Here is a 19,349-nt window from a genome sequence, read left to right on the forward strand (position 1 = left end):
CCGTTCGTCAGGCCATGCTGGCGAACATCGCCGCGGTGAGCGTGCTGAAGGCGTACTTGATGTAGTGCTTGACCATGATGGATCTCCCTTTTTCAGGCCGCTGAGAGGGCGGCTGGGCTCCGCTGGTGCACTCCCGGCTAGAGCAGCCGTTCGATGAACAAGAGGCTAGATCAAGGGAGTTGGTGGCTCAATGGAAACGCTGAACCTGAACCACGGCGTCCGCATGCGCCCCGCCGGAATCGAACACGGGCTAGGGCTTGTCTGACAATTCCCGTCGTCGCCCGGAGGGCGGCCGCGCGGCGTCAGGTGCGTGCTCTCGGGGTGCCGGGCGTAGGCCCTCGTACTGGACGTACTTGGGTCTGCGCCCGGTGCCGCGAGAGTGCGTGCATGGCGTCGCGCGGCAGACGGGAATTGTCAGACAGGCCCTAGTCCGCCCCGCTCGTCTCCCCGGCGGCCCCGGACCGGGCGCGCCGGCGATTCAGCAGGCCGCCTCCCACGATGACCAGTCCGATGGCGACGACCCTGGCGGCCCCGTAGTAGCCGGTCGCCGGCTCCTCCGGGGTGCCGGGCAGCCGGAGGGAGACCCATAGCGCCGCGAGACCGCCGAGGACGATCAGCGCGACGGCCCCCCACACCCCGAGGTCCGCCCACCACGGCACCGGACCGTGCCCCTGGTCGTCGCTCCGCTCAACACCTTTGTCTGGCACGGTGATTCTCCGGTTCGCGGCTGGTGAAGGTCGCTCAGGAAGACGAGGATCCGGTCCGGGTGGTTCACCTGGACCGGCGCCGCAGCCGCAACGTCATCAGCTCGAACGGCCGCAGACGCACCGCGATCCGGTCGCCGTCCCGCCGCGGTGCCGCCGCCTCGGGCAGGGGCCGCTCCAGCAGGTCGGTCACCGTGACCCCGGCGACCTCGAACCCGGCGGTCAGCGTGGCCCGGGCCCGGCCGCCGTGGGCCTCGTGGAAGCGCACCACCACATCGCCGCTGCCGTCGTCGGCCAGCTTCACCGCCGTCACGACCACCGCGTCCTCGTCCACCGACACCAGCGGCGCGACCTCCCCGGCGCCGGTCACCACCCGCTCGGGCACATTGATCCGCCAGCCCTCACGCACCGCGTCGGCGATGTCCGCGCCCGGCACCAGCGCGTGCCGGAAGCGGTGCAGCCCCTGGTCCGTCTCCGGGTCGGGGAAGCGCGGGGCGCGCAGCAGCGACACCCGGACCGTCGTGGTGGTGCCCCGGTCGCCGTCGCCCCGGACTGCCCGGGTCACATCATGGCCGTACGTCGAGTCGGTGACGACCGCCACGCCCCAGCCCGGCTCCTCCAGATGGACGAAGCGGTGGTTGCACGCCTCGAACCGGGCCGCCTCCCATGAGGTGTTGGTGTGGGTGGGCCGGTGGAAGTGCCCGAACTGGGTCTCGGACGCGTACCGTTCGGCGTGCACGTCCAGCGGGAAGGCGAGCTTGAGGAACTTCTCCGTCTCGTGCCAGTCCACCTCGGTGTCCAGCACCAGCCGCCGCTCACCCGCCGCCAGCGACACCACCTGGGTGACCCGGGAGGAGCCGAAGGAACGGACGATCCGCACCGACGCGCCGTCCTCGCCGGGCGCGACCGACTCGGCGTCGGTGAGGTCGGTGACGGTGTTGCGGTAGAACTCGTCCACGTCCCAGGCATCCCACATGTTCGGGAAATCCGGGTGCAGTTGGAGGAGGTTCGCGGCCCGGCCGGGCGCGACCGTCTCCCGGTCGCCCTCGATGTCGTACGCCGAGACGACCAGACCGCGGCCGTCGATCTCGATGCGCAGCAGACCGTTGTCCAGGACGTGCCCGCCGCCCTCGCGGGACGCCAGGCGGGTACGGCCTTCGGTGGTGGGGGTGGCGGCGGCGCCGGCCGGTACGCCCGCGCGGGCGTGCGGGGCCGAGTTGAAGACCAGCGGCGTGCCGCCCTCGCCCGCCAGCGCGCGCTGGGCGGTCTCGATGATCCCGTTCAGTTCCCGGGCGATGCGCCGGTAGGTCGCCCGTGCCTCGCGGTGCACCCAGGCGATGGACGAACCCGGCAGGATGTCGTGGAACTGGTGGAGCAGCACCGTCTTCCAGATCCGGTCCAACTCCTCGTACGGGTAGGGGAGTCCGGTCCGTACGGCCGCTGTCGCCGCCCACAACTCGGCCTCGCGCAACAGGTGTTCGCTGCGCCGGTTGCCCCGCTTGGTCCCGGCCTGGCTGGTGAGGGTGGCGCGGTGCAGCTCCAGGTACAGCTCGCCGACCCACACGGGCGGCTCGGGGTACTCGGCCTCCGCCTTGTCGAAGAAGGCCCGCGGGGTCTCCCACACCACCCGCGCCGAGCCCTCCAGATCACGCAGCCGGGCGGCCTTGGCGACCATCTCGCGGGTGGTGCCGCCGCCCCCGTCGCCCCAGCCGGTGGGGGCGAGCGAGTGACGGGCGACGCCCTTGTCCTTGAAGTTGCGGGCGGCGTGCGCGATCTCGCTGCCCTTCATCGAGCAGTTGTAGGTGTCGACGGGCGGGAAGTGCGTGAAGATACGCGTTCCGTCGATGCCCTCCCACTGGAAGGTGTGGTGCGGGAACGTGTTCGTCTGCGACCAGGAGATCTTCTGCGTCAGCAGCCGGGTGGCGCCCGCCGCCCTGATGATCTGCGGCAGTCCGGCGGCGAAGCCGAAGGTGTCGGGCAGCCAGGCCTCGTCGTTCTCGATGCCGAACTCGTCCAGGAAGAACCGCTTGCCGTGCACGAACTGCCGGGCCATCGCCTCCGAGCCGGGCATGTTGGTGTCCGACTCCACCCACATGCCACCGGCCGGCACGAACCGCCCGTCCGCCACCGCCTTCTTCACCCGCGCCCACACCTCGGGCCGGTGCTCCTTGACCCAGGCCCACTGCTGCGCCTGGGACATGGCGAACACGAAGTCAGGTTCGTCCTCCAGCAGGGCGGTCATGTTGGACGTGGTCCGGGCCACCTTGCGCACGGTCTCGCGCAGCGGCCACAGCCAGGCGGAGTCGATGTGCGCGTGCCCGACGGCGCTGATCCGGTGCGCGGAGGGCACGGCGGGCGCGGACAGGACACCGGCGAGCTGTTCACGGGCGCGGGTCGCCGTGCCGTTCACGTCCTGGAGGTCGACGGCGTCGAGCGCCCGGTCCACGGCGCGCAGGATCTCGTAGCGGCGCGGGGAGTCCACCGGCAGCTCGGCCATCAGCTCGCCGAGCACCTCCAGATCGATCACCAGCTGCCACACGGTCTCGTCGAAGACCGCGAGATCCATCCGGGCCAGGGTGTACTGCGGCGCGCTGCCCGCGGTCTCCTTGTCACCCAACCGCGTGGGCAGGAAGGGGTGGTAGTCGAGGATGACGGGGTTGGAGGCGGCCTCGATGTGCAGCCGAACCTCCTCGCCGCCCGCGACGGGCGCGCCGACGCGCACCCACTGGTTGCGCGGGTTGAGGCCCTTCACCGGGCTGCCGTCGGGGCGGTAGACCAGGCCCTCGCACTGGAAGCCGGGCATGTTCTCGTCGAAGCCGAGGTCCAGGAGCGCCTCCACGGTCCGCCCGGCCCACTCCTCGGGCACGGTGCCGGTCACCCGGAACCAGCTGGTGCCCCACGGAGCACCCCACCGGGCGCCCACCCGGACCGGCTCCGGCTCGGCGGCCAGCCCCTCGGCGACCGGCACGGGCTCGCCGGGCGCGTGCCACACCGCGACATCGAGGGGGACGGACTCGGGGTACACGGCGGGGCGGACGCGCTCGTCGAGGACGCGCTTGAGCCGGGCTTCGACCAGACTGCGGTCGTCATGCATACGGGATGCTCCGTAGGTCGTGGGTCAGGTCGTAGGTCAGCTAATGGACCGGCGGTCGGTCACCTGGGGTGGGTGACGGCCGAGGGCGCGGACGAGGTGTACAGCTCTCCTACCGCCCGGACCTCGATCCGTACGGCGGGCTCGCCCGGCGCCGGTGTCTGGCCGCCGGTGAAGTACGCCCGCTGGCCGGTACCGCCCAGGAAGCCGCGGGTGCCGTCGGGCAGCACACGGTGCAGGGTGTAGTGGCGTACCGTGCCGGGCGCCGGATGCTCCCAGGCGAGGCGCAGATCGCCGCCGGACGCGGCGGTGACCCGCAGGCCGGAGGGGGCGGCCGGGGTGTCGATGCCGTCGTGGACGCAGAGGCCGCCGAGCCGCCAGCCCACCGGGCCGCCGCCGGTGGCGGTGAGCCGGACGCCGAGGGCGTGCACGGTCCCGTACAGGCCGGAGAGACGTACGACCGAGGTGCGCCAGCCGTCGCCCGACCCGGCCGGCACGGGCAGATAGGTGTACGGCGGCGCGCCCCCGGCCGCATCCGGCTCGGCGGTCGCCACGGCCAGCTCGACACGGACCGCCCCGGTGTCCGTGCGATGGGTCAGCTCGACGACCGTGTCGGGGCTGATCGGCAGCCGGGTCGCGTACAGGTCCAGTTCGGCGGGACGGTCGAGCGCGCCGGTCACCAGGACGCTGCTGCCGCCGCGCCAGGCGTCCGCGAAGTCGAAGGCGACGGAGGGCCGTTGGCCGTGGGAGCGCACCACCCAGCGCCGGGAGGGCAGCCGGTCCTGGAGCCCGAGGTGGTTCCAGGGGCGCTCGGAGACGGCCTGGCCGTCCTCGTACCAGCGCAGTCCGTGGCCGGTGTTGAAGACGGTCGCGAACGGCAGCGCGGCGACGGTCGACCGGTCGGCGACGGAGAGGGCCGGGGCCCGCCAGCTGTCGGCGGTGTCGGGACGGGACGGATCGAGGGAACGGCCGGTCCAGAACCGGTCGTCGGCGGCGTGGAAGTCCTCCGGGGTGTGGTCGGCGGGCAGGTGGCCGCGGGTCCACTCGGGCCGGTACAGGCCGAGGGAGGCGATGTGCGCGCGGTCGGTGGGCACGATCGCGTCCCAGTCCACCGAGGTGTTCCAGCCGCCCGACTCCACATCGACTCCGGCCCACAACGCGTAGCGGTCGCGCCCCAGTTGTACGGCCTTCTGTCCGGAGGCGGCGAGCGAGGAGGCGCTCCAGCGGAAGTCGACGAACATGTCGTCGGCGGCCTGGAAGAAGGCCTGGTTCTGTCCGTTCAGCGCGCCCTGCCAGCTGACCGAGCCGTTCACGGTCATCGCGTCGTACCAGGTGATCCGCTGTCCCGCGGCCGTGGCGAGCCGCTTCAGCTCCTTGACGAAGCCGAGCATGTCGGCGCCGAGGGCGCTGTTGCCGCCGCCCGTCTCGGCGTTGACGAACCAGCCGTCGAAGCCGTGGGCCGCTGCGACCGCCACGAGCTGGGCGGCGAGCGGGTAATGACCGGAGGCGTCCTTCCGTACCAGGTCGCGGGTCCACTGGAGCTGTCCGCCGTAGGCGGCGGGCGGCAGGAAGACATTGCCGAGGACGGGCACGCCGTGCCGGTGGGCGGCGTCCGCCACGGGGGCGTTCGGGGCGAGGATCAGGCCCTCACCGGAGGACCCGCCCCAGAACACCAGCTCGTCGATGTACGCCCAGTGGGTGAGGGCGTAGTAGTCGGCGGTGGTCGAGCCCTGGGACGGGTTGGACGAGGTGGGCCCGAACGAGACCAGGGACTGGACGCGGGCCTGTCCGGCGCGGGCGGTGGTGTTCACCGGGGTCGGGGTGAAGCGGGGCGCGAGCGGGACGGAGGCGGCGTTGAAGGGGAGATCGGCGTCGGTGGCGGCACGCCAGCTCTTCAGACTGCGCCAGGTGATGCCGGGCCCTGGGCTGCCGGAGGGCAGGGAGTCCGGGTACCAGTAGGAGGCGTACGGCTGGAGCGCGGCCGTCGCCTTCGGGGCGGCCTGGGCGGTACCGGTGGGCAGCGCGTGCAGGAACGCGGCGGCGGCGCCGGCGAGCAGGACGGTGCGTCTGGTGGGGTTCACGAGCGGGTGCCTCCTCGGGGGGTGCGGAGTACCTGGTCGGGTGTGACGACTTCGGTGAGGGCGCGGGCGGCCAGATGGTCCTGGTCGGCCGCCCGGGTGTCGAGGACGGTGGTGGGGCGGGCGCCGTCGGCGGTCAGCCGGAAGAACGCCTCGAAGACATCGCCGCCGGGGGCGCAGCGGGAGCGGGTGGCCGGGTCGGCGGGCACGGTGAGGGCGGTGGTGCGCGGAGCGGGTGCGTAGCTGTGTTCGCGGGCCGCGCGGGACAGCGCGCGGGCGAGGTCCTTGGGGCGGCGGTCGTTGGTCAACAGGCCGAGGCTGTACTCGAGTTCGGGGAAGTCGGCGAGGTCGCGGGAGACGTCGTGGGAGCACCACCAGGTGATGCCCCACAGATCGGGGCAGTCCAGCGCGCTGGCGACGGTGGCCTCGGTGAAGGCGGCGGCGTGCTCGGCGGGGACGAGGGGGGCCGGGGCGCCGACCTCCTGGAGCCAGACGGGCCGGTGCGGTTCCTCGGCCCAGGCCTTGCTCAGCTCGATCAGATACGCGGCGTGGTGCTCGGCGGCCACGGAGGTACGGCCGTACCGCTGGGCGGTCCCGTTGAAGACCCAGGAGTGGACGGCGGTGAGGGCGCCGCGCCGGGCCGCCTGGGCCGGGGTGAAGGGCATGTCGTCCTGGTACCAGGTGGCGTCGTACTCGGCGTGCAGATGCAGCTTCCCGGGTGCGCCCTTCTCGCAGGCCGCGAGCATGCGTTCGAGCCAGGCGTCGATCTGGTCGGCGGTGGCCCGGTCGGGGTCGGGGTGGGGGCCGGCGGAGAACTGGTTGACCTCGTTGCCGAGGGTCATGCCGAGGAAGTTCGGCCGGTCGGCGAGCGCGGCGGCGAGGGTGCGCAGATAGGCGGCCTGGCCGTCCAGCACCTCGGGGTCGGTGAAGAGGTTGCGGCGGTGCCAGGTGCGGGTCCACGCGGGCAGGAAGTCGAAGCTGGACAGGTGTCCTTGCAGGCCGTCCACATTGACGTCGAGCCCGCGTTCGGCGGCGGCGTCGACCAGTCGCACCAGATCCTCGACGGCGCGCGGGCGGATCAGCGCGCGGTCGGGCTGGAAGTACGGCCACAGCGGGAAGACCCGGATGTGGTCGAGGCCGAGCGCGGCGACGGAGTCCAGATCGGCGCGTACGGCGTCGAGGTCGAAGTCGAGCCAGTGGTGGAACCACCCTTGGCTCGGGGTGTAGTTGACGCCGAAGCGCACGGCAGCAGGCATACGGGGGTCCTTGCGGAAGTGGGGTCGGAAGGGGGCCCGGGATCAGCCCTTGACCGCGCCCTCGCCGACCCCGCGGAAGAAGTAGCGCTGGAGGCAGGCGAAGAGGGCGATCAGCGGTGCCACGGCGATGATCGTGCCGGCGGCGACGAGCCGTTCGTCGTTGGCGAAGGTGCCGTGGAGGTAGTTGAGGCCGATGGTCAGGGTGAACCTGGAGGGGTCGCTGAGCACGATGAGCGGCCACAGGAAGTCGTCCCAGGCGCCCATGAAGGCGAAGATCGCCACCACGGCGAGGGTGCCCTTGACCGAGGGCAGCGCGATCCGCAGGAACCGCTGCCACACGTTGGCACCGTCCACGTAGGCGGCCTCCTCGATCTCGTAGGGCAGATTGAGGAAGGCGTTGCGCATCAGCAGGACGTTCATCGCGCCGATGGAGCCGGGCAGGACGACGCCGATGAGCGTGTTGTTCAGGCCGAGTTCCCGCATGGTCGTGAACTGGGCGATGATGATGCCTTCCGCGGGCACGAGCATCGCGAGGACGAAGACCAGGGCGGCCACCCGGCGGCCCCGGTAGCGCAGCCGGGCCAGGGCGTATCCGGCGAGCGCGGAGCCGACGCAGTTGGTGACCACGTTGGCGGCGGCGACCTTCAGGGAGTTGAGCGTGTAGTCCCAGACGGGGATGGTCTCGGACACCCGCTCGTAGTTGTGCAGGGTGGGGTGGCTGGGCAGGAACTTCGGCGGGGAGCTGAAGATGTCCTCGGTGGGGCCCTTGAACGAGGTGGACAGCTGCCACACGAACGGGCCGACGGTCAGGGCGAGTACGGCGATCAGCAGCACATAGCGCAGGACCAGCTCCCACACCCGGACGCGGCGGCCGTGCTCGTCGGTGAAGCGGGGTGCGCGGGCACGGGCCGGGCGCCTGCCGGTCTCCGGTGCCTTCTCGGCGACGCTCACGCGTCCTCCCTCCGGTCGGCGCGCAGGACGAGCAGCATCAGGACGACGGTGACGGCGAAGACGACCAGGGAGATCGCGGAGGCGTAACCCACCCGGCCGGTCAGCCCGGTGCCGGTGCGCTGGACGAGCATCACCAGGGTGGTGTCCTCGCCCGCCGGACCGCCGCTCGGCGAGGCCAGCAGATACACCTCGGAGAACACCTTGAAGGCGGAGACCGAGGAGAGCGCGGCGACCAGGACCATGGTGGAGCGGATGGCCGGCACGGTCACGGTGAAGAAGCGGCGGACCGGGCCCGCGCCGTCCACGGCGGCGGCCTCGTGCAGCTCGCGCGGCACATTGGCGAGCGCGGCCAGATAGATGATCATGTAGTAGCCGAGGCCCTTCCAGACCGTGACGGCCATCGCGCTGAGCAGGAGCAGCCACTGGTCGCTGAGGAAGCCGACCTTGCCCACCCCGATCGTCTCCAGGAGCGAGTTCACCAGTCCGCGCTCGTCCAGCAGCCACACCCAGATCAGGCCCACCACCACGATCGAGGCGACGACCGGGGTGTAGAAGGCGGACCGGAAGAAGGTGATGCCGGGGATGTTCTTCTGCACCAGCAGGGCGAGCAGCAGCGGCAGCAGCACCAGCGCCGGGACGACGCCGACGACGTACAACGCGCTGTTGCGCAGGCCGATCCAGAACATGTCGTCGTGCAGCAGCTCGCGGAAGTTGGCGAGGCCGACGAACTGCCCCGGGATCAGGGTGCGGCGGTCGGTGAAGGCGTTGAACACCGTGGAGACGAACGGATAGAGGATGAACACGCCGGTGATCAGCAGCCCCGGGGCGGCGAACAGCCAGGGACTGGTGGACAGTTGGCGCCGTATCCGGATCGCCGGGCGCCGCTCGGGGCGCCGCGCCGGACGCGACGGGCGCGTCCGGGAGACGGTCGAGGTGGCCATGGTGCGCTATCCCTGCTGCTTCAGAAGCCGGTCACACGCCGTGACAGCGTTGTCAAGCGCCGCCTTGGGGCTCTGCTTGCCCTGGAGTGCCTTGCCGACCTCGTTGCGCAGCGCGGTCTTCATCTGGTCGCTGAACAGCACGGGCGTGTAATTGACCGCGTTCTTCAGCGACTTGGCGGCGGCGATGCGCACCCGGGTCTCGTCGGTGCCGTCCTCCTTGGTGAAGTACGGGTCGTCCAGGGAGCCGGCGGTGGACGGGAAGATGGCGACCTTCTTGGCGAAGGACATCTGATGCTCGGCGTCGGTCACGTAGTGGGCGAAGGCGACGGCCGCGGGCGTGTGCTTCGTCCGGGAGTTCACCATCACGCCCATCACATACATGTTGACGTGGCCGGTGTTGGTGATCTGGTCGGTGATGCCGATGTTCTTGTACAGGCTCGGCGCCTGCTTCTTGAAGTTGTCCAGGTCCAGCGCGCTGCCGGGGTTCATGGCGACGGCCTGCGTCAGGAACTCCTTCCCGGCCGACTCCGGCGTCGCGTTCAGCGCCTGCGCGTCCAGACCCTTGGCGTCGTACAACTCCTTGTACTTGGTGAGGAGTTCGACACCCTTGGCGTCATTGAAGGTGAAGCCGGTGCCGTCCTTGTCCATCAGGGAGGCGCCGTAGCGGCCGAAGTCCTCGATGGTGGGGATGTTGGCGAGGGTGGCCACCTTGCCGCCCGACGTCCGCGCCATCCGCACCGCGTCGGTGAAGAGCTGGTCGTACGTCTTCGGCGGCTGCTCCGGGTCCAGTCCGGCCTTCTTGAACAGGGCCTTGTTGTAGAACATCGGGCCGGTGTTCAGATACCAGGGGAAGGCGTACGTGCCGCTCATGCCGGGAACCTGGTGGCTGGCCCAGGCACCGGGCAGGTACTCGCCCTTGTACTTCCCGGCGGCCTTGTCGAGATCCATGGCCAGGCCCGCCTTGGCGAGCGGTGCGACCAGATCGGGGGAGACGTTGACGACGTCGGGCAGGGTGCCGCCGGCCGCGTCCGCGCTGATCTTGTCGGCATAGCCCTCCGCGGGCTGGTCGACCCACTTGACGTGGGTGCCCGGGTACTTCTTCTCGAAGTCGCCGATCAGACCGTCGAAGTAGTCCTTGAAGTTGGCGCGCAGGTTCCAGGTCTGGAAGGTGATGTCGCCCTCGACCTTGCCGGAGGCGTCCGTCGAGCCGCCGCCACCACCGCCGGAGCCGCAGGCGCTCAGCGGCAGGACGAGGGCGGTGACGGCGGCGGCGAGTGCTCTGCGGGATATGGGCACGGTGACACTGCTCCCTTGCGGCGTCTGCGGCTGGTTTCGGAAAGGACCATGCACGCCGTCTTCGGGGAAAGTCAATGGATTTGGAGTCGCTAAAGTCGAGAACGGGACATTAGTACAGGTCAGAGCGGTGCCAAGCGGGACTTGTCAGCCGTACTAAAGCGCTTTAGGCTGCTGCCACTCAAGCGCTTTAGCGATCACTGCCGAGAAAAGAGGCGAACATGCCGGCCAAGCGGTCCCCGGCGCGCCGGCCGACGATGAAGGACATCGCGCGCCGCGCCGGTGTCTCGGAGAGCGCCGTCTCCTTCGCCCTCAACGGCAGGCCCGGCGTCTCCGAGGTCACCCGCGAGCGGGTGCGCCGGGTCGCCGAGCAACTGGGCTGGCGGCCCAGTACGGCGGCCCGCGCACTGTCGGGCGAGGGCGCGGCCACGGTCGGCCTGGTGCTGGCCCGGCCCGCGGACACCCTCGGCGTCGACTCCTTCTTCCTCCAACTCGTCTCCGGCATCCAGGAAGTGCTGGCGGAACGTCACCTGGGCTTGCTGTTCCAGGTGGTGGAGGACGTGCCGGACGAGTGCGCGGTCTACCGCAGATGGTGGGCCGAGCACCGGGTGGACGGCGTCCTGGTGGTGGACCCGCGCACCGACGACCCGCGCCCGGACCTGCTCGACGAACTCGGCCTGCCCGCCGTGGTGATCGGCGGGGCGCCGGACGAGCGGCACTCCGGGCTGTCCACGGTGTGGGCCGACGACGCGGGCGCCATGGCATCGGTGGTGGACGGTCTGTACGCCCTCGGCCACCGGCGGATCGTGCACATCGCCGGGCTGTCCGGCCTCGCCCACACCGAGCGGCGGATCCGGACCCTGCGGGCCGAGGCCGGGCGGCGCGGGCTGACCGGAGTGGAGTCGATCACCACCGACTACTCGGACGCGGAGGGTGCCGCCGTCACCCGCCGCGTCCTGGACTCGGCCGCTCCGCCGACCGCCCTGATCTACGACAATGACGTCATGGCCCTCGCGGGCGTCGCCACCGCCACCGAACTCGGCTTCTCCGTACCGGCAGATGTGTCGGTGGTGGCCTGGGAGGACTCGGCCCTGTGCCGCATGGTCAGGCCATGGCTGTCGGCCCTGTCCCGGGACACCATGGAGTTCGGCCGCACCGCGGCCCGCGAACTGACCGCACTGCTCGACGGCGGCCCGGCCAGGACGGTCAGGGTGCCGGTACCCCGGCTGATCGAACGGGAGAGCACGGGGGCGGCACGCGGGGCGTGACTCCTTCGGGGCCGGGGGGTCTTGCCACTGGAGATCTGATGTTCCGTCATCTGCCTTCCGTGTCAGCCTCGTTGGGTGGCACGTCGACGCTTGTCGCGCTCCTGTACCTCGCTTGACCTGGGAGAACTGGGCAAACGGGTCATATCGGGGAATCTCTGGCATGTGCGCGGGTAGCGGGAGGTGAAAGCCACTCCAGTTGGGAGGCGCATCGCATGACACCGACTCGGGATGTCGTCGAGATGATCCTCGAGGATCACCGGACGATGGAAGACCTGCTCCGCCTCATGCGCAGCACGGAGGCCGATCGCCAGACCGCACTCCATGACTTCGCGCACCTGATGATGCCCACGGCGAGGCCGAGCGGGCCTCGGTGCACCCCGTCCTCGTGTCCTTCGAGGACGCGGACACCGTCGAGCACATCGAGAACGCACACCTGGAAACCGTCAAGGTCCTCTACGCACTGCTGCGGGTGCGGAAGACCGGCTCGGCCGAATGGGACTGGCGGCTCCAGCAGTTGGCCTCCGCCATGGCCCGCCACACCGACGAGGAGGAGCGCACGCTGGTCAACAAGGTGCGGGAGAGCCTCAGTCGGCGCTGCCGGGAGGAACTCGGCGCCGGTTACGCCCGGACGAAAGCCGACCTGCTGACGGCGCGCTGCGGCAGCGTCGCCCATGTGCACCGCATGGTGCGGACCGCCGTCCCCGTGTGACGCCGATGCGCCCCGCCCGACCGGCAGGACGCCCCGGACCGCCGCGGGGGAGGGACCTACGAAAGGAGCCGCCATGGAATGGAGCCTGGACACCTTCATCACCCAGGTCACCGAACGCGCACGCTACGACAGACCGCAGCAGGGAGCCAGAGCTGTACGGAACGTGCTGGAGGTCCTCGGCGCCCATCTGGTGGGCGACGACCGCACGGACCTGGCCGCCCTGCTCCCCGAAGGCTGCGGACCCCTGCTGACCGCGGCCGAGCCGGCCGGCGAACCGCTGTCACCGGCGTCGTTCGTCCGGGCCGTCGCCGACCACGGCAACGAGGACGTGGCCGAGGCCCGGCGCGAGATCGACGCCGTACTGCCCACCCTCGCCGACGCCGCGGACCACGCACTGCTGCGCCGGCTGCTCACCCAGCTGCCCCCGGGGCACGCCGGCCTGTTCGGTTGCACGGACCCCGGCTGACCGATTGGGCGGGTGGGGAGGTGCCTGGGCGTCGTAGGCATGCTGATGGTCGCGAAAGAGGCGGCCCCCCACGGGGAGCCGCCTCTTTCGTACGACGTCAGCTTCGTACGACGTCAGCGCGAGCGCCCTGTCACCGCCCGGTAGAGCAGCAGCACGATCACGGACCCCACGATCGCGGCGATCCAGGTGGAGAGGCTGAAGAAGCCGTTGATCGAGTGGACGCCGAAGATCACCTTGCCCAGCCAGCCGCCCAGCAGCCCGCCCACGATGCCGATCAGCATGGTCACCAGGCAGCCGCCCGGGTCCTTGCCGGGGGTCAGTGCCTTCGCGATGGCGCCCGCGATGAGGCCGATCAGGATCCAGGCGATGATGCCCACGAGGATGTTCCTTCCGTTCCACTGCGCGCCCCCTGAGCGGGGCTCTCACATGCTTCCGCATATCCCGCTTCCGGCGGCATATGCGGGACCAAAGGTCCCCACTTCCTCCCAGGCCCATGACGAAAGAGGGAGACGGAGCCGCCGCAGACCCGTTTCGGGGCCGGACGGAGGGAGACTCCTGACACTGAGGTGGTTCCCATGCAGCCGCTGTCAGGCCATGACATTCCTTGAGCGCGTCGACGGCTTCCAACGACGCCACCACTGGGTGGGTCTGCCGCTCGCCGTCGTCTACAAGTTCTACGACGACCAGGCCGTGTACCTCGCGGCCCTGCTCGCCTACTACGGCTTCCTCTCGCTCTTCCCGCTGCTCCTGATCCTCGTCGCCGTCCTCAGCACCTTCCTCAGCGGCGATCCGGCTGTACAACAACGTGTCATGGACTCGGCACTGAGCCAGTTCCCCGTGATCGGCGACCAGCTCGGGCACAACATCCACTCCTTCCACGGCAGCGGCATCGCCCTCGCCGCGGGCATCGTGGCCAGCATCTACGGCTCGCTCGGTGTCGCCCAGGCCGCGCAGTACGCCCTCAACAAGATCTGGGCCGTTCCCCGGCACGCCCGTCCGGATCCGCTCCGCTCACGGCTGAAGGGGCTGGTGTTCCTGCTGCTCCTCGCGGTCGGACTGTGCGCGGCCACCCTGCTGTCGGTGGCGGCCTCGCAGATCCAGCTGTTCGGCGTGCGGCTGAGGGGCGGAAGCTGGATCGCCGCGAGCGCGGGATCCGTGTGCCTGAACACCCTGCTGCTGCTTCTGAGCTACCGGCTGCTGACACAGCGCACACTGCCCCTGCGCCGACTCGCCGGAGTGGCGCTGGGCGGCGCCCTCGCATGGCAGGCGCTCCAGTGGGTGGGTTCCTACTACGTCAGCCATGTGCTGCGCGGGGCCACCGCCACCTACGGCATGTTCGGCATCGTCCTGGGCCTGCTCGCCTGGCTCTACGTCGGGGCCCTGATCTTCATCGCGGCGGCCGAGGCCGGTGCCGTACGGGTGATGCGCCTGTGGCCCCGCAGCCTGCTGACGCCGTTCACGGACCGGGTGCGGCTGAGCGCGGCGGACCGCCGCGCCTACCGCTCGTACGCCGCCACCGAGGCGTTCAAGGGGTTCCAGAAGGTCAGCGTGCGTTTCGAGCGGCCCCCCGAGCCCCGGCACGAGGAACCACCGGACGGCACGCCCTGAGGAACCGGAACGGTACGACCTGCGGTCAGGCGTGGACGACGCGGCGCACGTGGTCGACCGAGCCGCAGCCGTCCTTCAGCTGGCGCCCGCGCTCTTCCCGGAACGCCGCTCCCAGCTCCTCGCGCCGCTGCATCGCCACGTTCTCGCGCGCGCCGTTGAGGATGGTGCGCTCCTCCTCGTCGGTGTGGTGGTTGACGGCCTCGACCAGCGCCTCCAGCTTGGCGTCCCACTCCTCGGAGCCGACCTCCGCCACCTGAAGGAGGTCCAGCAGAGCCCGGTTGCCCTCGTCGTGCTCGTGCTCGCCGTGCTCCACCTCTTCGTCGTCGATGCGCTTGTACCGCTTCAGCGCGGGATAGACCTCGGCCTCCTCGGCCTGCGCGTGGGCGATCAGCAGAGCCGCGAACTCCCGGAGCGCGGCCGCCCGGTCGGCCTCGACGCTGCGCATCAGATGGAACAGATCCTCCATGCGCCGGTGGTCCTGGAGGATGAGCTCGACGACGTCCTGGGTCTCGGCCATGACAGTGGCACCACTTTCCTGCGAACGAGTGGGAGCCCCTCGCCTACCCCCGCCGACCGCGTTGATGACTCACCTGGGGCAGGAGAGTGACCCGGGCCGGGCCGTGCACGGCTTACGGTCGGCGGATCGTCCCCTGCGCCGAGATACGGGCGGCCTGCGCGCCGAAGTCGTCCTCCGACACGCCGGAGACGAGGTCGATCGCCTCGCCGCCCGGCTCCGGTGTGCCGGGCGGCACGATCCGGGTCGGGCGCAGGTTCCCGGACACGTAGGTGCCGTCGGCGCGGAGGGCGACCTGGAGCACACCGCTGGTCGAGAGGGTGCCGCCGAGGCCGAGGACCTTGTAGCCGGTGAAGTTGCCCAGGCTGTAGGCGATCAGCCGTCCCTTGTAGAACTCCATGCCCCGCATCACATGCGGGCCGCTGCCCACCACGAGGTCGGCCCCGGCGTCGATCACGGCATGGCTGAACCGGTAGCTGTCGCCCCGGTCCTCGCCGAGGAAGTACTCGGTACCGGGTTCCACGTGGGTGCGGTCCGAGCCCTCCGCGCCGGCGTGCATCGTGACGATCACGACATCCGCCATCTTCGCGGCGCGAGCGGTGAGCCGTTGCGCGGCGGGGATGTCCGTCAGGTCGTTCGCCCCTCGGTCGGGGGCGAACCCGATCAGCGCCACCCGGATGCCGTGCACCCGCTGGAGGGTGATCTGGCCGAGCCGCCCGGTGTAGCGCACGTTCGCGGAAAGCAGCGCGTCGAACGTCTCGCGCCGCCCCTGTGCGCCGAAGTCGTCGATGTGGTTGTTGGCCGTGTTCATGACCGTGAATCCGGCCTGCTTGAGCCAGTGGGCGTAGGACGGCGGGGCGTGGAAAGCGAAGCAGTTCGAGCCCTCGATGTACGCGCACTTGCTGGAGCCGCCGGTGGCGAGCGTGCCCTCCAGGTTCCCGAGCACCACATCCCCGGTGAGCAGGTCGTCGACCGGGTCGAAGAACGACGCACCGTCGTCCGGCGGCAGGCTGTCCGGCAGCGTGCCCATGACGACGTCCCCCACGGCGGCGATCCGCACGTTGCCCTGGGGGAGCGGTGCCGCCGGCGCACCGGACGCCGTGGACCCGGCCCTCGGCACGGAGGTCCGGGCAGCACCGGGGGAGCCCGAATTCCCGGACCCGCCACCATGGAACGCACACCCCGCGACGACCACCACACCGGCCCCGAGCGCGCAGATCGCGAGCAGACGGCGCCGTACCGACCCGCGCCGCGAACGCCGCTGCTGGGGGCACTGCCCACCGGACGTGATCACCGGATCATGCTACGAAGCGGACATTCGCCCTTCACGGAGGGGCACCGGCGTGTTCCGCACCATTCCCGTCCCCGCCCGTAAGTCACCGTGGTCGGCCGGTGTCCCCACCACCTGCGGTCGGCTCCCCGGCCAGAGGCCGAACCCAGGCCGGATCCGGCGAAGCACTGTCAGCCGGCGAGCAGCGCCTCCACCGTCGAGCCCGGATCCCACTCGGGGTCGAGGCCGGTCAGCCGCGCGGCGACCCGGTGCCAGGCCGCCGGATCCGTACCGAGTCCGCAGCGCACGAGGTCCGCGAGGACGGTACGGGCCTCGGCGGCATCCGGCGGTGCGTCCGTGCGCCGCGCGGCGCTGCCCAGGTAGGCGAGCAGCAGCGCGGCCGGTGCCGCGAGGCGCACCAGGTCCGCGGCGTCGAGGAGGCCCGCCGTGAGCAGCCCGTCCAACTGGGTGGACGGCGCGCAGTGAAAATGGCCGCCCAGACCGTACCGGGCCCGCTCCCGGGTGAGCCGCGCGCCGCCGCGCAGGCCGTCGGGGCCCGGCTCGGGCAGCAACGCCGCATACCGCAGCCGTACCTCCTCAGGGACGCCGTCCAGCCGGACGATGTCCTGCCAGTACGGGAGCGGTTCCTGGGCGTGGGCGGCTTCGAGCGCGGCCCAGTCCACGGGCTCGCCCGGCGGCAGGGAGGCCAGGAGGTCACGTGCGCGCGGGGCGCTCCGGGCACGCCGCAGCTTCCGGACGAGCTTGTCCGGCGCGACCTCGCGGTCGAGCCGGGCACGGATCACACCGGCGGGGTCGGCGCACGCCAGGGCCTTCACACAGACGGTGGCGGCGGAGGGCCCCAGCGCGCTCCGCCCCACGAGCCGCGCCAGCCGGCCAGCACCGCCGTACTCGAACACGCGCAGACAGCCCAGCAGTTGATGCCCGAGCCCGAGCCGCGGCCCCTCTCTTTCCAGCAGTTCCTCCACGAGGTCGAGCTCGGCGGAACACAGCCACATCGAGCCGCCGGCCGGCCAGGCGGCGCCCCCGGCACGCCAGTCGGCCAGCACCCGGGCGCCGAGGGACGGCCGCCCGGCGCCGGGCCGCGACCGGGCCACGATCCGGTGGACGGCGGGCCGGGGGATCCAATGCCGCAACAGCACGAGGTCGACCTCGGGATCATCGAGGTCCACCAGGCGCTCTACCCCGCCGCTCCGCTCCATCCAGCGGGACTGGGCGGCGAGGACACGCAGCGCCTCCCGGTCGCGGCCCGCGAGCAGCCGGTCGAGGGCGACGCGCGGCGTACGGTCGTAGCGCAGCAGGTACGCGGCGAGCAGCCAGGGCCCGTCGGGTCCGAGCCGGGGCAGGACGGCGTCGACCACCTCCGCGTCGGCGAGGCAGAGCAGGGTGCCCTCCGGCCAGGCCCACAGATGGTCACCGTGCTCCAACAGCCCGATCGCCTCGTCGGGGGTGCCCGGCCTGGTGCTGCCGCCGATGGACGTCCCCGCGCTCACCGCGGGGACGGCTGCGGACCGTGCGCGCTCCACCAACTCGGCCCAGGTCAGCCCCTCCGAGGCGGCTTCGGACGCCGTCACGGTCGCGGCCAGGCGGAGCCAGGCGTCGGGGTCGGTGCCGAGTTCGGCGCGCAGCCGGCGGGCGAGCGCGCCCCGCCATGCCTCGGCGAACGCGAGTCGCCGCCAGTCGTAGGGCAGCAGGAGCAGGCGGTGTGCGGGCAGCAGGGTGAGCAGTTCCTCGGCGGGCAACACGCCCTGCGCATAGGCGCGTTCGGTGTGCTGTGCGCCGGACCCGTACGTCTCGGGGAGTTGCGCACGCACCTGTGCGAGGCTGGGCGCCAGGCTGTTTTCGGGCACGGGGATGCCATGGAGAGCGCAGGCGGCGGCGAACCAGCGGGGGACGGCGAGGCCGGGCGCGGTCGCGGGCTCGTACTCGGTGAGCGCGCGCAGCACCTCGGGATCCCTCGGCCGAGGCGCGTCGTTCGGGGCGAGGGAGTACAGCAGGTCGAGCGCGGCCAGCGCGTGCACACGGTCGATCCGGCGGAGGGCTCTTCGGGAAGCGGGTGCCGGGGCGGGTGTCACGGGCTCGGCGGCCGGCGGTTCGGGCGCGGCGGCGGCCCCAGCCGTGGCTCTGCCTGCCTCGGCTATCAACTCCGCGATCGTGCCCCCGTGTTGGGGCAGCAGGACGTCGAACGCCGCCCAGGCCGCCCCTCGTTCGCCCAGATGCGTATCCGCCGACGCGCGCAGTTCGGCGACCGCCGCCGTGCTCAGCAGATCCCGTTCGGCGAGGCGAGCGAGCGCCGCCAGGGCATGGGCGGCGGGACGCGCGGTCCCGATCAGCTCGACCGGGTCGAGGAGCCCCGCCGCCACCATGCCCTCCGCCCAGACGGCCGCGCCCTCGTCCAGTTCCTCCTGCGCGAGCCGCAGTGCGGGCGGGGTGGTGTTCCCGGCACGACGGCCCCCGGTCGGCCACGGCTCATTGAGGACGCTCAGCCGGAACGCCCGGCGCTGCGTGTCGCTCGCCGCCTCGTGACGGGCCAACTCCTCGCAGGCCTTGGGCATGAACGGGGTCACGGCATGGGCCGCGGCGAGGGCGTCGAGATCATGGACGTACGGTTCGGACAGGAGATGGCGCAGAGTGCTGGTACCCCGCGTGGTGGCGAGCAGCGCGGGCAGCCGGGCGGGGTCCTCGTACGGCTCGCCCTGCGCGCGCAGTCGCCGTAGCCCGTCGTCCGGGGCGGCCAGGGCTGCGACGACCGCATCCACCACGGCCCGGCTGAGCCAGGGAGTCGCGGCCGGATCGTCGAGCACGGCCCGCACGGCACCCGGCCCGGACCGCTCCCAGACCCTCAACAGAGCGTATTGCTGTGCGACTTGGCGCACTTCACACCTCAACGCCGGTACCACGAGCCTCGGGTCGCCCGAGCCGAGCAGTGGGGCGAGCCAGGTGCGCGGAACCTGGTCGTGCGGCACCGTCAGCTCGGCGCGCAACGCCTCGTCCAGGGGCACGGTGTCGAGCCGCCGCACGATCGTGCGGCGCAGGGACTGGGTGGTGCGCGGGTTGCGATAGACGGCCGCGACGACGTGGCCGTCATCGATCGCCGCCAGTCGGGCCAAGGCCCGAGTGTCCAGCCGGGGATGACGGGCCAAGGCCGCCCGGGTACGGGAGTCACCGTGGCCGACGACGGC

The 19,349-nt window shown here is 71.5% G+C and carries 15 protein-coding genes; 4 read left to right on the top strand and 11 right to left on the bottom strand.

Annotated elements, in window-relative coordinates:
• Positions 1-425: 425 nt before the first annotated feature.
• The 7 genes from CCN72_RS07065 to CCN72_RS07095 form a co-directional block, all read right to left on the bottom strand.
• Entirely contained in the window at positions 426-707 is a 282-nt protein-coding gene (locus CCN72_RS07065; protein ID WP_086806770.1) for a hypothetical protein, read from the bottom strand.
• A 64-nt stretch (positions 708-771) separates the two neighbouring features.
• Positions 772-3,798, bottom strand: a complete 3,027-nt coding sequence (locus CCN72_RS07070; RefSeq protein WP_086806771.1) for an alpha-mannosidase — start codon at positions 3,796-3,798, stop codon at positions 772-774.
• A gap of 59 nt (positions 3,799-3,857) precedes the next feature.
• The gene (locus CCN72_RS07075; RefSeq protein WP_086806772.1) at positions 3,858-5,876 is read right to left on the bottom strand and encodes an endo-beta-N-acetylglucosaminidase; all 2,019 of its coding nucleotides are present in this window, start codon (positions 5,874-5,876) and stop codon (positions 3,858-3,860) included.
• Positions 5,873-7,129 carry a glycoside hydrolase 5 family protein gene (locus CCN72_RS07080; RefSeq protein WP_086806773.1) on the bottom strand — a complete coding sequence of 419 codons (1,257 nt, stop codon included), beginning with the start codon at positions 7,127-7,129 and terminating at the stop codon, positions 5,873-5,875. Before CCN72_RS07080 ends, CCN72_RS07075 begins: the two co-directional genes overlap by 4 nt.
• A 42-nt stretch (positions 7,130-7,171) precedes the next feature.
• Positions 7,172-8,080, bottom strand: coding sequence for a carbohydrate ABC transporter permease (locus tag CCN72_RS07085; protein ID WP_086806774.1), 909 nt, complete (start codon positions 8,078-8,080; stop codon positions 7,172-7,174).
• Complete coding sequence (locus tag CCN72_RS07090) at positions 8,077-9,021, bottom strand: carbohydrate ABC transporter permease (RefSeq protein ID WP_086806775.1); 945 nt, start codon at positions 9,019-9,021, stop codon at positions 8,077-8,079. Before CCN72_RS07090 ends, CCN72_RS07085 begins: the two co-directional genes overlap by 4 nt.
• A 6-nt stretch (positions 9,022-9,027) precedes the next feature.
• Complete coding sequence (locus CCN72_RS07095) at positions 9,028-10,317, bottom strand: ABC transporter substrate-binding protein (protein ID WP_086806776.1); 1,290 nt, start codon at positions 10,315-10,317, stop codon at positions 9,028-9,030.
• Positions 10,318-10,535: 218 nt separating this feature from the next.
• On the opposite strand from CCN72_RS07095, the gene CCN72_RS07100 reads away from it, so the two are divergent.
• The 3 genes from CCN72_RS07100 (at position 10,536) to CCN72_RS07110 (ending at position 12,757) form a co-directional block, all read left to right on the top strand.
• On the top strand, positions 10,536-11,582 hold the full coding sequence (locus CCN72_RS07100) for a LacI family DNA-binding transcriptional regulator (protein WP_086806777.1): 1,047 nt from the start codon (positions 10,536-10,538) through the stop codon (positions 11,580-11,582).
• Positions 11,583-11,967: 385 nt separating this feature from the next.
• Positions 11,968-12,291 carry a hemerythrin domain-containing protein gene (locus tag CCN72_RS07105; RefSeq protein WP_244174148.1) on the top strand — a complete coding sequence of 108 codons (324 nt, stop codon included), beginning with the start codon at positions 11,968-11,970 and terminating at the stop codon, positions 12,289-12,291.
• A gap of 73 nt (positions 12,292-12,364) precedes the next feature.
• Positions 12,365-12,757 carry a DUF2267 domain-containing protein gene (locus tag CCN72_RS07110; RefSeq protein WP_086806778.1) on the top strand — a complete coding sequence of 131 codons (393 nt, stop codon included), beginning with the start codon at positions 12,365-12,367 and terminating at the stop codon, positions 12,755-12,757.
• Between the two features lie 113 nt (positions 12,758-12,870).
• Here CCN72_RS07110 and CCN72_RS07115 read toward each other — a convergent pair whose 3' ends face one another.
• Positions 12,871-13,134, bottom strand: a complete 264-nt coding sequence (locus tag CCN72_RS07115; RefSeq protein WP_085563670.1) for a GlsB/YeaQ/YmgE family stress response membrane protein — start codon at positions 13,132-13,134, stop codon at positions 12,871-12,873.
• Positions 13,135-13,351: 217 nt separating this feature from the next.
• Here CCN72_RS07115 and CCN72_RS07120 point away from each other — a divergent pair, with 217 nt between their 5' ends.
• Complete coding sequence (locus CCN72_RS07120) at positions 13,352-14,365, top strand: YihY/virulence factor BrkB family protein (RefSeq protein WP_086806779.1); 1,014 nt, start codon at positions 13,352-13,354, stop codon at positions 14,363-14,365.
• A gap of 25 nt (positions 14,366-14,390) precedes the next feature.
• Here the strand turns inward: CCN72_RS07120 and CCN72_RS07125 are convergent, their stop codons facing one another.
• From CCN72_RS07125 to CCN72_RS07135, 3 genes are all read right to left on the bottom strand, one after another.
• Positions 14,391-14,882 (bottom strand): hemerythrin domain-containing protein, encoded by a 492-nt coding sequence (locus CCN72_RS07125; RefSeq protein ID WP_086806780.1) that lies wholly within the window; start codon positions 14,880-14,882, stop codon positions 14,391-14,393.
• Positions 14,883-14,994: 112 nt separating this feature from the next.
• Positions 14,995-16,173 (bottom strand): CapA family protein, encoded by a 1,179-nt coding sequence (locus tag CCN72_RS07130; RefSeq protein ID WP_086806781.1) that lies wholly within the window; start codon positions 16,171-16,173, stop codon positions 14,995-14,997.
• Between the two features lie 167 nt (positions 16,174-16,340).
• The gene (locus CCN72_RS07135) at positions 16,341-19,277 is read right to left on the bottom strand and encodes a hypothetical protein (RefSeq protein WP_086806782.1); all 2,937 of its coding nucleotides are present in this window, start codon (positions 19,275-19,277) and stop codon (positions 16,341-16,343) included.
• Positions 19,278-19,349 lie beyond the last annotated feature (72 nt).

This window comes from Streptomyces murinus (assembly GCF_002154555.1).
In the GTDB taxonomy this organism is placed as follows: domain Bacteria; phylum Actinomycetota; class Actinomycetes; order Streptomycetales; family Streptomycetaceae; genus Streptomyces; species Streptomyces murinus.

Coding starts and splice junctions, on each gene's coding strand:
- CCN72_RS07070 (WP_086806771.1), bottom strand. CDS start 3,798: ATGCATGACGACCGCAGTCTGGTCGAAGCCCGGCTCAAGCGCGTCCTC.
- CCN72_RS07080 (WP_086806773.1), bottom strand. CDS start 7,129: ATGCCTGCTGCCGTGCGCTTCGGCGTCAACTACACCCCGAGCCAAGGG.
- CCN72_RS07090 (WP_086806775.1), bottom strand. CDS start 9,021: ATGGCCACCTCGACCGTCTCCCGGACGCGCCCGTCGCGTCCGGCGCGG.
- CCN72_RS07100 (WP_086806777.1), top strand. CDS start 10,536: ATGCCGGCCAAGCGGTCCCCGGCGCGCCGGCCGACGATGAAGGACATC.
- CCN72_RS07110 (WP_086806778.1), top strand. CDS start 12,365: ATGGAATGGAGCCTGGACACCTTCATCACCCAGGTCACCGAACGCGCA.
- CCN72_RS07120 (WP_086806779.1), top strand. CDS start 13,352: ATGACATTCCTTGAGCGCGTCGACGGCTTCCAACGACGCCACCACTGG.
- CCN72_RS07125 (WP_086806780.1), bottom strand. CDS start 14,882: ATGGCCGAGACCCAGGACGTCGTCGAGCTCATCCTCCAGGACCACCGG.